Origin of the sequence: uncultured Flavobacterium sp., assembly GCF_963925415.1 — a bacterium.
GTDB lineage: Bacteria > Bacteroidota > Bacteroidia > Flavobacteriales > Flavobacteriaceae > Flavobacterium.
The window spans coordinates 16,178-29,290 of sequence record NZ_CAWUTS010000118.1 but is presented as its reverse complement, the minus strand read 5'-3'; the positions used below and the strand labels follow the sequence as shown (position 1 = coordinate 29,290).

General features: G+C 29.6%; 17 protein-coding genes. 8 read left to right on the top strand and 9 right to left on the bottom strand.

Annotation, left to right across the window (positions count from 1 at the left end; translation table 11 throughout):
* A partial coding sequence (locus AABM47_RS09475) for a DinB family protein (protein WP_338410685.1) occupies positions 1-130 on the bottom strand: 130 nt, incomplete at its 3' end.
* Between the two features lie 115 nt (positions 131-245).
* Here AABM47_RS09475 and AABM47_RS09470 point away from each other — a divergent pair.
* From AABM47_RS09470 to AABM47_RS09440, 7 genes are all read left to right on the top strand, one after another.
* A complete protein-coding gene (locus AABM47_RS09470; RefSeq protein WP_338410683.1) occupies positions 246-602 on the top strand; it encodes an ArsC/Spx/MgsR family protein in 357 nt (118 codons plus the stop codon).
* Positions 595-1,503, top strand: a complete 909-nt coding sequence (locus tag AABM47_RS09465; RefSeq protein ID WP_338410682.1) for a DMT family transporter — start codon at positions 595-597, stop codon at positions 1,501-1,503. Before AABM47_RS09470 ends, AABM47_RS09465 begins: the two co-directional genes overlap by 8 nt.
* A gap of 44 nt (positions 1,504-1,547) precedes the next feature.
* The gene (locus tag AABM47_RS09460) at positions 1,548-2,408 is read left to right on the top strand and encodes a YicC/YloC family endoribonuclease (RefSeq protein WP_338410681.1); all 861 of its coding nucleotides are present in this window, start codon (positions 1,548-1,550) and stop codon (positions 2,406-2,408) included.
* 30 nt (positions 2,409-2,438) lie between these two features.
* Positions 2,439-3,011 carry a guanylate kinase gene (gmk, locus tag AABM47_RS09455; protein ID WP_338410680.1) on the top strand — a complete coding sequence of 191 codons (573 nt, stop codon included), beginning with the start codon at positions 2,439-2,441 and terminating at the stop codon, positions 3,009-3,011.
* A gap of 18 nt (positions 3,012-3,029) precedes the next feature.
* Positions 3,030-3,611 (top strand): nicotinate (nicotinamide) nucleotide adenylyltransferase, encoded by a 582-nt coding sequence (nadD, locus tag AABM47_RS09450; protein ID WP_338410679.1) that lies wholly within the window; start codon positions 3,030-3,032, stop codon positions 3,609-3,611.
* 116 nt (positions 3,612-3,727) lie between these two features.
* Positions 3,728-4,906, top strand: a complete 1,179-nt coding sequence (locus tag AABM47_RS09445) for an iron-containing alcohol dehydrogenase (RefSeq protein ID WP_338410678.1) — start codon at positions 3,728-3,730, stop codon at positions 4,904-4,906.
* A gap of 232 nt (positions 4,907-5,138) precedes the next feature.
* Positions 5,139-6,134: an NAD(P)H-dependent glycerol-3-phosphate dehydrogenase gene (locus AABM47_RS09440; RefSeq protein ID WP_338410677.1), complete on the top strand. Its 996-nt coding sequence runs from the start codon at positions 5,139-5,141 to the stop codon at positions 6,132-6,134.
* Between the two features lie 26 nt (positions 6,135-6,160).
* On the opposite strand, the gene AABM47_RS09435 is transcribed toward AABM47_RS09440, so the two are convergent.
* From AABM47_RS09435 to AABM47_RS09410, 6 genes are all read right to left on the bottom strand, one after another.
* Positions 6,161-6,505 carry a hypothetical protein gene (locus AABM47_RS09435; protein ID WP_338410676.1) on the bottom strand — a complete coding sequence of 115 codons (345 nt, stop codon included), beginning with the start codon at positions 6,503-6,505 and terminating at the stop codon, positions 6,161-6,163.
* Positions 6,506-6,635: 130 nt separating this feature from the next.
* A complete protein-coding gene (locus tag AABM47_RS09430) occupies positions 6,636-6,956 on the bottom strand; it encodes a hypothetical protein (RefSeq protein ID WP_338410675.1) in 321 nt (106 codons plus the stop codon).
* A 461-nt stretch (positions 6,957-7,417) separates the two neighbouring features.
* Positions 7,418-7,747, bottom strand: coding sequence for a hypothetical protein (locus tag AABM47_RS09425; protein ID WP_338410674.1), 330 nt, complete (start codon positions 7,745-7,747; stop codon positions 7,418-7,420).
* A 218-nt stretch (positions 7,748-7,965) separates the two neighbouring features.
* Positions 7,966-8,373 (bottom strand): hypothetical protein, encoded by a 408-nt coding sequence (locus AABM47_RS09420; RefSeq protein WP_338410673.1) that lies wholly within the window; start codon positions 8,371-8,373, stop codon positions 7,966-7,968.
* Between the two features lie 6 nt (positions 8,374-8,379).
* Complete coding sequence (gene pheS / locus AABM47_RS09415; RefSeq protein ID WP_338410672.1) at positions 8,380-9,399, bottom strand: phenylalanine--tRNA ligase subunit alpha; 1,020 nt, start codon at positions 9,397-9,399, stop codon at positions 8,380-8,382.
* A gap of 97 nt (positions 9,400-9,496) precedes the next feature.
* Entirely contained in the window at positions 9,497-9,853 is a 357-nt protein-coding gene (locus AABM47_RS09410) for a hypothetical protein (protein ID WP_338410671.1), read from the bottom strand.
* A 134-nt stretch (positions 9,854-9,987) separates the two neighbouring features.
* Here AABM47_RS09410 and AABM47_RS09405 point away from each other — a divergent pair, with 134 nt between their 5' ends.
* Entirely contained in the window at positions 9,988-10,503 is a 516-nt protein-coding gene (locus AABM47_RS09405) for a CvpA family protein (RefSeq protein ID WP_338410670.1), read from the top strand.
* A gap of 13 nt (positions 10,504-10,516) precedes the next feature.
* On the opposite strand, the gene AABM47_RS09400 is transcribed toward AABM47_RS09405, so the two are convergent.
* Both AABM47_RS09400 and AABM47_RS09395 read right to left on the bottom strand, forming a co-directional pair.
* Positions 10,517-11,284, bottom strand: a complete 768-nt coding sequence (locus AABM47_RS09400) for a tetratricopeptide repeat protein (protein WP_338410669.1) — start codon at positions 11,282-11,284, stop codon at positions 10,517-10,519.
* Positions 11,285-11,294: 10 nt separating this feature from the next.
* Positions 11,295-13,079: a BatD family protein gene (locus tag AABM47_RS09395; RefSeq protein ID WP_338410668.1), complete on the bottom strand. Its 1,785-nt coding sequence runs from the start codon at positions 13,077-13,079 to the stop codon at positions 11,295-11,297.
* Positions 13,080-13,113: the final 34 nt, after the last annotated feature.

Here is a 13,113-nt window from a genome sequence, read left to right as displayed (position 1 = left end):
AAAGCTTGTATACCAATAATTGTTGCGACACGATTATATGACCTATGTTCCAAATCAAATTATTACTGAATCCTTCCGGAATCGTGTTGAGTTGGTCCAGGTTGCATCCCGATAGAAATTTTGAAACCATATTTCTACTTGTAGTACTGACGTCAAATAATTGATTCATTTTTTTATTTTTTTGATAAAAATAATCATTTTAAGTGTCAAATGAATTTTCTTTGCACAAAGAAATCGCTATTTACATGGACATAATATACTATCTCGCTTCTTGCGACACTTGCAGAAAAATTATAAAATCATTACCAAAAGGAATTGATCTAGAATTTCATGACATCCGACAAGATAAAATTACAGTAGAACAATTAGAAAAAATGCATAAACTCGCTGGAAGCTATGAGGCTTTGTTCAGTAAAAAAGCACAGCTTTACAAAGAGCGAGGATTTAAAAATCAAAAACTATCTGAAGCCGATTACAAATCCCTTATTTTAGAACATTATACTTTTTTGAGCCGCCCTGTTTTTATAATAAAAGAAGAGATTTTTATTGGAAATGCTCAGCCTACAACATTAAGGTTGTTAAAAACTTTAAGCAATGAATAAAAGAACGCTAGCATTATTGGGAGCTGCATTTGTTGCCTTAATATATGGCGCTAATTATACCATTGCAAAAGAAGTGATGCCAACTTTCATTAAACCTTTTGGCTTTATATTAATAAGAGCCATAGGTGGAACCATACTGTTTTGGTGCTTGACTTTTTTTGGTCCAAAAGAAAAAATAGCATTAAAAGATTTTCCGACGATCATTGCTGCTGCTTTTTTTGGTGTTGCTATAAACCAATTGGCTTTTTTTAAGGGGTTAAGTTTAACTTCACCCATTAGCGCATCTGTAATAATGATTACAGCGCCTATTTTAGTTTTGATACTTTCCTCAATATTAATTAAAGATAGAATACAACTCAAAAAAGTAATTGGAATATTAACCGGTCTTGCAGGCACTTCCATTTTAATACTCTACGGAAAAGATGTTTCTAATAGCCCAAATGGCGGTATGGGTAATTTTTTAATTTTTATAAATGCATCATCTTATGCTGTTTACTTGATAATTATCAAAAATTTGATAGCTAAATATCATGCTTTCACATTCATTAAATGGATTTATACCTTTGGATTATTAATGGTTATTCCTTTTGGTTATAACGAATTAATTGAAATTAATTGGCAAACAATGCCTAATTCTATCTTTTATAGTGTTGGTTTTGTAGTACTATTCACTACTTTTTTTGCATATTTAATAAATTTATTAGCAATGAAAGAACTAAAGCCTACAACTGTTGCTGTTTTTATTTACATGCAGCCTTTTTTTGCTTCAATAATTGCTATAAGTCTTCAAAAAGACCAGCTTGATAAAGTTAAGGTTATATCGGCACTTTTAATTTTTATTGGAGTCTATTTAGTTACACTCAAAAAGAGAATAAAGAATACTACAAAACCAACACTGTAACACTGAACACTTTTTCTTACCTTTGAATTATTTTAAAACACAATATGATACAATCAATGACAGGTTTTGGTAAAGCTTTTATGCAATTACCCAATAAAAAAATAACCGTAGAAATAAAATCTTTAAACAGTAAAGGATTAGATCTTAATGTGCGAACACCCTCTATTTATAGAGAAATGGAATTGCAAATTCGAAATACCGTTGCTCAACGACTGGAACGTGGAAAAATTGATTTTTCTTTATATGTTGAAGTAACGGGTGAAGAAACTTCATCAAAAATTAATGTCTCTATCATTAAAGGTTACATCAATCAAATGAGAGAAGTAATACCTGATGCAAATGAAACTGAACTGATGAAAATGGCTATAAGAATGCCTGATGTATTAAAAACAGAACGAGAAGAACTGGATAAAACAGAATGGATTCGAATTGAAAACGTAATTCAAGAAGCATTAGATAATATTGCCTCATTTAGAAGTGATGAAGGACTCTCATTAGAAAAAGAATTTGAATTGCGCATTTCTAATATTGAAAAACTAATGACTAAAGCCGTTTCTTTTGATAGTGAGCGTGTTGAAACCGTTAAAACAAGACTTAGATCTGCCTTAGAAGAGTTAAAAACAAATGTTGATGAAAACCGTTTTGAGCAAGAACTAATTTTCTATTTAGAAAAATATGATATTACCGAAGAAAAGGTGCGCCTTGGAAATCATCTGAATTATTTTCTTGAAACCATGAAAAAAAAAGAAGCTCTTGGAAGAAAATTAGGATTCATTACCCAAGAAATTGGCAGAGAAGTTAACACGATGGGTTCAAAATCAAATCATACAGAAATGCAAAAATTAGTAGTGCAGATGAAAGATGAGTTGGAAAAAATTAAAGAGCAAGTATTGAATGTGCTTTAAACAAAAAGATAATTCACGATCTTAAAAACAATGACGAAAGGAAAATTGATAGTATTCTCAGCACCATCAGGTTCTGGTAAAACAACTATAGTAAGACATTTATTAGGAAAAGAAAATTTGAATTTAGAATTTTCTATTTCATGTGCAACCCGTGAAGCAAGAGGAACAGAAATTGATGGTACAGATTATTATTTTATTTCTTGGGAAGCATTTAAAAACCACATCAAAGCCGAGGAATTTGTAGAATGGGAAGAAGTATATACCAATAATTTTTATGGAACATTAAAAAGCGAAATTGAACGTATTTGGTCTTTAGGCAAACACGTTATTTTTGATATTGATGTAGTTGGTGGACTGCGAATTAAACACAAATTTCCTGATGAAACATTAGCTGTTTTTGTAAAGCCCCCAAGTGTTGACGAATTAAAAAGAAGGTTAAAATTACGATCAACAGAAAGCGAAGATAAAATAAACATGCGTGTTGCTAAAGCTTCCGTAGAATTAGCAACTGCGCCCCAGTTTGACTGCATTATCAAGAACTATGATTTAGAAACGGCCAAACAAGAAGCTTACGAATTGGTTAAGAAATTTATAGCTAATTAGCACAAAGAAATAACACATATGAAAATCGGTTTATATTTCGGAACATTTAATCCAATACATGTTGGTCATTTAATTATTGCCAATCATATGGCCGAATATTCTGATTTAGACCAAATTTGGATGGTTGTAACACCCCATAATCCTCACAAAAAGAAAAACACCCTTTTAGATGATTATCACCGGTTAGAAATGGCGCATTTAGCAACTAAAGATTATCCAAAAATTCAACCTTCAGATATTGAATTTAAATTACCTCAGCCTAATTATACTGTAAACACTTTAGCTCATTTGTATGAGAAATATTCGCAACACGAATTTTCATTAATCATGGGCGAAGACAACTTAAATTCGCTTCACAAATGGAAAAATTATGAAGTAATACTTCAAAATCACAACATATATGTTTATCCACGGTTAAATTCAGACAAGCTAGATTCTAAATTTGTAAACCATAAAAAAATTCATCGAATTGATGCTCCTATCCTTGAAATTTCATCTACTTTTATTCGCGAAGGACTAAAATGCCAAAAAAATGTTATGCCATTATTGCCAAAAGAAGTCTGGGAATATGTAGAACATAATTTGTTTTATACCAAATAAATTAACAATCACTTGCCATAGGTTTTCATTAGCGTTTCGTAAATTTGATTACATATATTTTAAACTAGTCGTTAAGATAAACATACAATTATTTCACCTTTTAAAAAATAAAAAACATGAACAACTTCGAATTATATAACCCCGTTAATTATGTCTTTGGAAAAGGGCAAATTGAAAAATTAACAAACTTGGTTCCTGCTAATACAAAAATACTAATCGCATATGGTGGTGGAAGTGTCTTTAAAAACGGTGTTTATGAACAAGTGAAAAGCGCTTTAAATTTTCAATTTAAAAACAATGAAATTATAGAGTTTGGTGGTATTGAGCCTAACCCAAGGTATGAAACTTTAATGAACGCTGTAAAAATAATTCGAACAGAAAAAGTAGGATTTATATTAGCCGTTGGAGGTGGTAGTGTTATTGATGGAGTAAAATTTATTTCGGGAGCTGTAAATTATGAAGGTGATGAAGCTGAAATTTTGAGAAAAAGAATTCTTTTTAAAGATAAATCAAAAGTTATACCATTTGGAACCATATTAACATTACCTGCAACAGGTTCAGAAATGAATTCAGGAGCGGTTATTACTATTGAAGAAACACAAGAAAAATTAACATTAGGAGGTAGTGCCTTATTTCCTCTCTTTTCAATTGTTGACCCAAGTGTTATTATTTCATTGCCAAAAAAACAACTACAAAACGGTGTTATTGATGCTTTTACACATGTAATGGAACAATATTTAACATATTCGCATGATGCATTATTACAGGATAGAATTTCCGAAGGCATTTTACAAACATTAATAGAAATAGGGCCAGGGGTTGTCGAAAACCCTGCTGATTATAAATTGGCGTCAAATTTTGTTTGGTGTGCTACAATGGCTTTAAATGGGCTCATTCAAAAGGGCGTACCAAGTGATTGGGCAACACATATGATAGGTCACGAACTAACAGCTTTGTACGAAATTGATCATGCCAGAACTTTAGCAATCATTGCGCCCAGTTTGTATAGAGTGATGTTTGATACAAAGAAAGATAAACTGGCTCAATATGGAATAAGAGTGTGGAATATTTCAGGTAATTCAACAGAGGAAATTGCTGAAAAAGCTTTAGAAAAAACTACAGCCTTTTTTCATTTAATGGGAATGAAAACAAAATTATCTGAAAATACGGACACGTATAAAGAAACGGCCGATTTTATTGTTCGTAGATTTGAGAAAAGAGGATGGATTGCATTGGGTGAAAAACAAAACATTACACCAGAAAAAGTAAGAGAAATTGTAGAAATGAGCTATTAGTAATTAAAAAAACGTTTAAATTAAACAACGTAACATAATACGTATAAAAACAAAAAAACTATTTTTAAATTGCATCTAACATTGTAAAATAATGTTGCCCTTGATTTTGTTTTCTTTTTAAGAAATTGATTAAGTTGAGTTATTTATTAGATTTCTGCATATAAACTAGTAAATTTGCAATAATTTTTAAATTTTTATATGGTTACTTAACATATAAATAAAAACTTTTTTAATGAATTCAAATCCTAAATTTGCAGTTATTGGTGGAGGAGGCTGGGCAACTGCCATTGCTAAAATACTGTGTGAATACCAACCAAAAATTGCTTGGTACATGCGTAATATAAATGCAATTGATCACATAAAAACTGAGAAACACAACCCCAATTACCTAAGTTCTGTTGAGTTTGACACTAATAAACTTTTGTTAACTAATGATATAAATGAAGCAATAGAATTTGCTGATTATATAATTATGGCTGTACCATCTGCTTTTTTGAGTAGTGAGTTGGAGCGTGTTACAACAACTTTAAAAGATAAAATTATCTTTTCTGCAATAAAAGGTATCGTACCCGAAACAAGTTTAATTGTTGGAGAACATTTTCATCAAAAATACAAAATTTCTTATGATAATATTGGTGTAATTACCGGTCCTTGTCATGCAGAAGAAGTCGCATTAGAACGATTATCTTATTTAACTATAGCCTGCGGTGATGCACAAAACGCAAGAATAATGGCAAAAAATTTAAGATGTAACTATATAAAAGCGATTACTTCTGATGATATTATTGGGACAGAATATGCTGCTATGTTAAAAAATATTTATGCAATTGCTGCAGGTATTGCTCATGGATTAGGCTATGGTGATAATTTTCAATCGGTATTGATGAGCAATAGTATTCGAGAAATGAAAAAGTTCATAAGAAAAGTTCACAAAATGAAACGCAACATAAATAATTCAGCTTATTTAGGAGATTTATTAGTTACTGGATATTCCGTCTTTTCTAGAAATAGAATGTTTGGCAACATGATAGGTAAAGGTTATACCGTAAAGTCTGCTCAAATGGAAATGAGCATGATAGCAGAAGGTTATTATGCTGCTAAAAGCGCATACATGCTTAATCTTGAATATAAAGCAACTACACCCATAATTGACGCTGTTTATCAAATACTATATGAAGGTAAAGACGCAAAAAAAGTATTTGCAAAATTAACTGACAAACTAAATTAATTAAAACGTTTTTGATTTATATTTTATTAAACACTTTTAAAAATATGGTCTTCATGCGTTAGCAACAACTTATAATCTTCTAAAAGATGTAGGTATTTATTTTTCCAATAAAAATAAGATTCTACATTATTTTCGTCTAATTCCTTAGTGCTATTAATTTTTGAATACGTAAAATTTAACTCTTGTATTTCATTTGAAAAATCGTAATGTATGGCTTCACCAATCATCAATATTGTATCCAATGAAACATTTTTATATTGAAACATTTGATATACCCATCCTCTACTTTTTTTTAAATCAATAGCTAATTTAGTGACAGAATAACCACTATTATAAACATTTTTTTTTATTATTTCTCCTCTGTGTATCATATTATTTATTGAATTAATTTATAAATATTATGTAAATGTGGTTTTTATATACTTAGTATTTATTTATTTTCGTTGAGAAGTGGGTTTTTGTAGTTGAAATGCATTAAATGTGGCTTTAAGTCAATTGATACTAAGACTTTGTTTTTAAAAGTTTAATGTATTTTTCTAAAAGAATAATGTATTTTTCTTCCCAACTGATATCAGATTGATTATTAGTATTTTCAAATCTGTCTGATGTGTTTGATTTAAAAATTATTAAATCTTCTATTTCGTCTGAAAAATCATGATGTATTATTTTCCCAATTTCTAAAACAGTTGCAAAATTTACATTTTCATTTTCAAACATTAGGTAAACCCAACCTCTACTTTTGTTTAGTTTTTTAGCAAGTTTAGTTATAGATAAACCGCTATTATAAATTGCTCTTTGTATTATTTGACCTCTGTGACTCATTCGGATAATTTATTTTGTAAATATATAAAACTTTTGTCGACTTTATGTTACAATAGTCTATTTAATTAAAACTTAAGTCTATTTTTAAATATAAATTTACATTAAATATGAGATCATTTTTTGCATACAAACGACTTAAAATGAGTTTTTTGTTATAAAAAAACATAAGTTGGCAATGAAAGGTTATAAAAAAACAGGTTATTTATATTTTGTGATATAAAACAAAAATAGTAAAGAAATTACAAATTGTATTTTGTTTATAATAAAACACAATTTACCTAAGCGCCTACACGTTAGTGTTTTATTAAAATGAATGAATAGTTTGTAGAATTTTTTTAAACGATATTTAATTAACGCTTTCTAAAAATAAAGCGATCTAGTGCACACATAAAGTGTTTTACAGAACGAAAAACATAAGTTTTTCATTAATTATAACAAATAGAATATTTTTTGTTGTTAATTTAATCTCTTGAATTAACTGTAGGGTTTTTTAGCAATTCTGTATAATCTTCTAATAAACTTATGTATTTATCTTTCCAATAAAGATCAGATTTATCTGATGTAATTGAATTGTTTTGAATACTATCATTAGAGCGTAATTCTAAAATATCTTTTGAAAAATCGTATTGTATTACTTTACCAATATCTAGTGCAACGTCAAGAGACACATTGCTGTTCTCAAACATTTGATATACCCAACCTCTACTTTTATTTAGTTTAACAGCCAATTTTGTGATAGAAAATCCACTTTTATAAACTTTTTCTTTTATAATTTCTCCTCTATGTATCATACAACAAATATACATTGAGAAAAATAAATTAAAAAAAACAAAAAAAAAACAACATGTAAGATTTTTAATACATTTTTGTGAAAAATATGCTTAAAAATTGTAATATTATGATTTGTATACTTTATCTGTTTAATAAATATTGATAAAAGTACAACTAAGTGACATATTCGTAAAAAATTAGAAGAAAATAAGTCTGTTATCCGTTTAGGTTACTAAATCTAAACGCTTAAGACGCCCCGCATGTTAATGGCTGGTAAGTCTGTTATTAAATTAATATTAATACTGTTTGTTTTAAAGATAAATTTTTTGTCAAACATTTTATTTCCAATAAAATAAGATAATGAAAATTCATTATTTAACTGCAAAACACTGTTTTCTAAAAATTCTATCTTTATGGCGGTTTTTGGTTCTAGAGTTGCAAATACATGGCGCAGTTGCATTGTGTTTCTGTTTTCTCCATTTATTAAACCATATGCTCTTGAAACTATCATTGCCATTTCAAGAGTTTCGTTTGTTGCGTTTAATAAATAGGCGTACCAACAGTTTTCACCAAAATCTTCACTCCATTCTTGAATAGCTACAATATGTACGTTTTCTACTTTTGGTATTATAATGTCTTTTGTCATTTAATATTAAATAGTTGCTTTAAATTGCTCTAAAAAACGAACATCGTTTTCGTAAAACATTCTGATGTCACCTATTTGATATAAAAGCATTGCTATACGCTCTACTCCCATTCCAAAAGCAAATCCTGAATATATGTCTGAATCTATATTGCAGTTTTTTAAAACGTTAGGATCTACCATTCCACATCCACCAATTTCTAGCCAACCTGTACCTTTAGTAATTTTATAATCCGTTTCTGTTTTTAGTCCCCAGTAAATATCTATTTCTGCACTCGGCTCAGTAAAAGGAAAATAAGATGGGCGTAACCGAATTTTTGACTTTCCAAACATTTCTTTTGTAAAGTATAATAATGTTTGTTTTAAATCGGCAAATGAAACATCTTTGTCAATATACAACCCTTCAACTTGATGAAAAATACAGTGTGAGCGAGCCGAAATTGCTTCGTTTCTAAAAACACGCCCAGGTGAAATTGTTCTAATTGGTGGCTCATTATTTTCCATATATCTTACTTGAACTGATGAAGTATGAGTTCGTAAAAGTAAATCAGGATTCGTTTGTGTAAAAAAAGTATCCTGCATATCTCGCGCTGGATGATATTCGGGTAAATTTAATGCCGTAAAATTATGCCAATCATCTTCAATTTCTGGCCCTTCAGACACATTGAATCCTAAGGTTGAAAAAATATCAATAATTTGGTTTTTTACAATTGATATAGGATGACGAGAACCTATGGCAAAGGGCTCGCCTGATCGTGTTAAATCGCCATAAACTCCCTTTAAATCGCCTTTGGTTTCTAAAACTTCTTGTAAAGAGGTTACTTTTTCTTCGGCAATGGTTTTTAACTTGTTGATTACTTGTCCAAATTCTTTTTTTGTTTCGTTTGGAACGTTCTTAAATTCGGCAAATAATTCTTTTAACAAACCTTTACTTCCTAGATATTTAATTCTAAATTCTTCTAGTTGTGCTTTGTCTTGTGTATTGAAAGCTAATGCTTGTTCAATATGTATTTTAATCTTGTCTATCATCTTCTTTTTGTAAAAGGCAAATTTAAGGAAAAGGTTTTAGGTAATTGGTAATCGGTAATGGATTTTTTTACTGTTAGCAATTTGTAATTACAAAACGTTATTGAATAACTTCTTTTTCAAGAAAATAATTTACGATAGCATCTTTCATTAATATGGATTGCTCACCTGCTTTTAAGGTTGGTAGCTCTTCTTTCACATTAAAATGTGGCCAGCCTTCGCTATCAAAATAATCAAACTCATAATATCCATATGGCTCAAGTAATTTGCAAATGGCAATATGCATAAGGTTTACTTTTTCGTCTTTTTTAAATTCTTGATTAAATTTACCTAATTCTTGAACTCCTATTAAGTATATAATAGCATCCAGGTCAAGTATGTCACCATCTGCAAATTTATTTGATAATAGCGCTACAACTTGCTCCCAGCGCTGTTTTAATTGTTCGTCTCTAGACATTTTTATTTGATGAAAGAGAAAAGAGAAAAGAAAAAACTTTACTGCTTTTCTTGTTTTAGTTGTGCAAAGATAACGAGATGATATTAGTTTTAGTAAAATTCTATTATCTTTATTCTTTAAACTATTTATTTTTTATGAGTTTTATTGATGTTTTGTTTGGTGTGTTACTATGTTATGCTTTGTATAAAGGAGTAAAAAACGGCCTTTTTATTGAGTTGGCTTCCTTAATTGCTCTATTGGCTGGGATTTTTGTTGCTCTAAAATTTTCGGATTATCTTAAAGCATATGTAGAAAAGAATGTTTCTTGGGATGCAAAATATATTGAAATTACTGCTTTTGCTCTAACTTTTATTGCCGTTATATTATTGATTCATTTATCTGCTAAATTATTGACTAAAATTGCTGATTTTGCATTTTTAGGTTGGCTAAACAAATTAGTTGGAGGCCTTTTTAGTGTAATTAAGACCCTATTGGTTTTAAGTGTTTTAATTTTAATTTTTGAGAAAATCAACACAAACAATCGTATTGCATCAAAAGAACAATTAAATAACTCTACTTTATACCCTGTAGTAAAACAAATAGCCGGAATAATTTATCCCAAAATTGAGCAATGGTATTCGATAAATTTTGATACACCAAATACTAAATAGTATCATCTAAATTCTATCTAACTTGCTTTATTGAGCGGCTCAAAATCCAACCTTCTGTGTTATCAGTTAATTTAATACGCGTGTAGTTATCTAATGTTTCTTTTACAAACACTTTAGTGCCTTCATGCAAAGTAAAGGTTTTGTCAGCATCCTCTTTAGGTTCTGCTTTAACTTCGACAAATTCATCAAAAATTATGGCCGGTTTATCGTTCTTGATGTAATTAGTTAAAAAATTAGCCGATAAAAAACAAACTATTACAAAAAACAAAGCAACAAAAATAGAAACAAAAGATATTCGTTTAATAATTGGTGTCTCATTAAAAATAAATAAAGTAAAAAAGAATAACGATAAAACCGAAAAAACAACACTCAACCAAGTCCAGGTTTGAACTAAAAATACAGAAGTTAGTGTGTTTTTTAATTTTAAAAAACCCAAAGGCTCTATAACTTTTATATCATCAATTGTTCGTTTTTTGGCAAAAACCAAGTTTGTTTTAATGCTTTTATCTTCGGGCTTTAACAATAATGCTTTTTCATAATAATAAATAGAAGGTGCAATTTTGTTTAATTTAAAATAGCAATTTCCCAAATTAAAATACAAATCTGCTGATTCTTGTTTTAAACTTTTTTCAATATAATCGTATTTTTGAATGGCATTTTCATAATCAGCATTTTTATACATTTCATTAGCAATTTTAAATACTTTGTACGAAGTAGCCTCAGTACTTTGCCCATGTGAAAATTGTGCAAGTAATAAAAATATGTATATTATGTGTTTCATTTTTATGCTATTAAACTGCTTTTGTTTGCGTTAATTCTTTCTCTAATTCTGCAATATGTTCAACCGCTTTTTCAAAATCCATTTTCATTGTGTCATCAGATGAAGGGGCATATCGAGCAAACTCAGCAGATTTCATTAAGCCGATAAAATTATGAACTGTTTCTTGTTTGGCGTTTTTAGAAAGCAATAGCGCTTCAATGTTTTCTTTATCCATCTCTAAGGTTTCAATATTCAATTTCGCTTTTAAGAAATTATGTAAAGCTTTCTCAATTGCTAAATAAAAGGATACTTTATTTCCCAATTGTTTTTTTGCTTCCCCTAAATATCTTTTGGCTAATTTATTATTTAATCGAATTCTATTTCCATGTTCGTCGCTTACATATTCATCGCTTTTGCGTTTTATGATAAATAAAATTGGTATAAAACACAAGGGCAATAGTAACAAAGAATAATAAAGCTTTGATCCAAAAGGCTCTGTTTTATTTACAGGCTCAAAATTAGTTTTTCTACTTATGAATTGAAAGCTTTTTAATTTAGAAACTTCTTGTTTTTCTTTTTCATTTGATACAATTGCAACTGAAGGTTCGCCGCCTATTACATCTACAATAAATTCATTTGAAGTAATGGTTTTATAGGTTTTTGATTTCAAATCAAAATATGAAAATTCCAAAGATTTTATCTGAAATTTTCCGTTAGCTTGAGGAACTATTGTATATGTATCTGATATTTTTCCTGCCATGCCAGACAACGGTGTTTTTACATCTTCGTTATGTTTTGGCTCAAAAACATCAAATGAAGAAGGCAGATCTAGTTTAGGAAGTTCAAATAATTTTAAATTTCCTTTACCTGAAACTTCTACAGTTAAATCTAATGATTCTCCAAGTTTAACTTCTTTTTTTGATGGAATAATTTTAAATGAAAAATCACCTACTGCTCCTGTAAAGGTTTTGGGTTTATTTGTTTCTGGCAAAGGTTTAACGGTTATCGTTCGTGACCCAGCAGAAATGGTTTTAACAACCGTTTTATAGGGGTCTTCAAAGGGAGATGTTCTTCTTATTGGTATGTTTACGTCCATTTTAATGCTTAATGGCTCTAATGGCTTACTACCTGACTCTAATGGATATAAAATTACTTTTCGCCATTCAACCATTGCGTAATCTTTGCCATTATATTTAGACAAAACTGCTTTAAGATTTTTCATGTCTTGAAACTGACTCCAAAAACCATTATAGGTTGGGTTTTCTATTTCAGTTACATTATTGACTCCGTATCTTGGATCAAAATAAACTTTATACACCACGGTAATGGGTTCGTTTACAAATGGGTTTTGTTTTGATATTTCGGCCACTAAATACACGCCATCTCCCACCTGAGCTAAAGGGTCATTGGGATCAACATTAACGGGCATAGCATTTGAAACATTTACAACAACAGCATTGGATTGATATATTTTTCCTTCATATTCTATTTTTGCAGGTTGAATTTTGAAAGTTCCTTTTCCTTTTGGCGTAAGATAATAGTTCAACTGAGTAAAAATTTCTCTTTTGCTGGTCATTTTCCCATTTATTACCGTAATCGAACTTTGATTGCCTTTATTTATGTAAGGCCCTTCTACACTAAAATCATCAAAAGAAGGAGGCACAAAGTTATCCCCATCATTATTTATAGAATAAGAAAGTACAAATTTTTCATTTAAAGCAACCGTGCTTTTATTGGTTCTTGCCTCAAATTTTACATCTTGAGCAACAACAATAAGCTGGATAAAAAACGCTATGAGTAAAAAAATCTTTTTCATTATTATTTTTTCGTGTCAACGAAAACTTTATTGT

Bases quoted from the DNA above. Each gene is read 5' to 3' on its own strand.
- AABM47_RS09470 (WP_338410683.1), top strand. From the start codon at position 246: ATGGACATAATATACTATCTCGCTTCTTGCGACACTTGCAGAAAAATT.
- AABM47_RS09395 (WP_338410668.1), bottom strand. From the start codon at position 13,079: ATGAAAAAGATTTTTTTACTCATAGCGTTTTTTATCCAGCTTATTGTT.
- AABM47_RS09400 (WP_338410669.1), bottom strand. From the start codon at position 11,284: ATGAAACACATAATATACATATTTTTATTACTTGCACAATTTTCACAT.
- AABM47_RS09420 (WP_338410673.1), bottom strand. From the start codon at position 8,373: ATGACAAAAGACATTATAATACCAAAAGTAGAAAACGTACATATTGTA.
- gmk (WP_338410680.1), top strand. From the start codon at position 2,439: ATGACGAAAGGAAAATTGATAGTATTCTCAGCACCATCAGGTTCTGGT.
- AABM47_RS09405 (WP_338410670.1), top strand. From the start codon at position 9,988: ATGAGTTTTATTGATGTTTTGTTTGGTGTGTTACTATGTTATGCTTTG.
- AABM47_RS09460 (WP_338410681.1), top strand. From the start codon at position 1,548: ATGATACAATCAATGACAGGTTTTGGTAAAGCTTTTATGCAATTACCC.
- pheS (WP_338410672.1), bottom strand. From the start codon at position 9,399: ATGATAGACAAGATTAAAATACATATTGAACAAGCATTAGCTTTCAAT.
- AABM47_RS09440 (WP_338410677.1), top strand. From the start codon at position 5,139: ATGAATTCAAATCCTAAATTTGCAGTTATTGGTGGAGGAGGCTGGGCA.
- AABM47_RS09430 (WP_338410675.1), bottom strand. From the start codon at position 6,956: ATGAGTCACAGAGGTCAAATAATACAAAGAGCAATTTATAATAGCGGT.
- nadD (WP_338410679.1), top strand. From the start codon at position 3,030: ATGAAAATCGGTTTATATTTCGGAACATTTAATCCAATACATGTTGGT.
- AABM47_RS09465 (WP_338410682.1), top strand. From the start codon at position 595: ATGAATAAAAGAACGCTAGCATTATTGGGAGCTGCATTTGTTGCCTTA.
- AABM47_RS09435 (WP_338410676.1), bottom strand. From the start codon at position 6,505: ATGATACACAGAGGAGAAATAATAAAAAAAAATGTTTATAATAGTGGT.
- AABM47_RS09425 (WP_338410674.1), bottom strand. From the start codon at position 7,747: ATGATACATAGAGGAGAAATTATAAAAGAAAAAGTTTATAAAAGTGGA.
- AABM47_RS09445 (WP_338410678.1), top strand. From the start codon at position 3,728: ATGAACAACTTCGAATTATATAACCCCGTTAATTATGTCTTTGGAAAA.
- AABM47_RS09410 (WP_338410671.1), bottom strand. From the start codon at position 9,853: ATGTCTAGAGACGAACAATTAAAACAGCGCTGGGAGCAAGTTGTAGCG.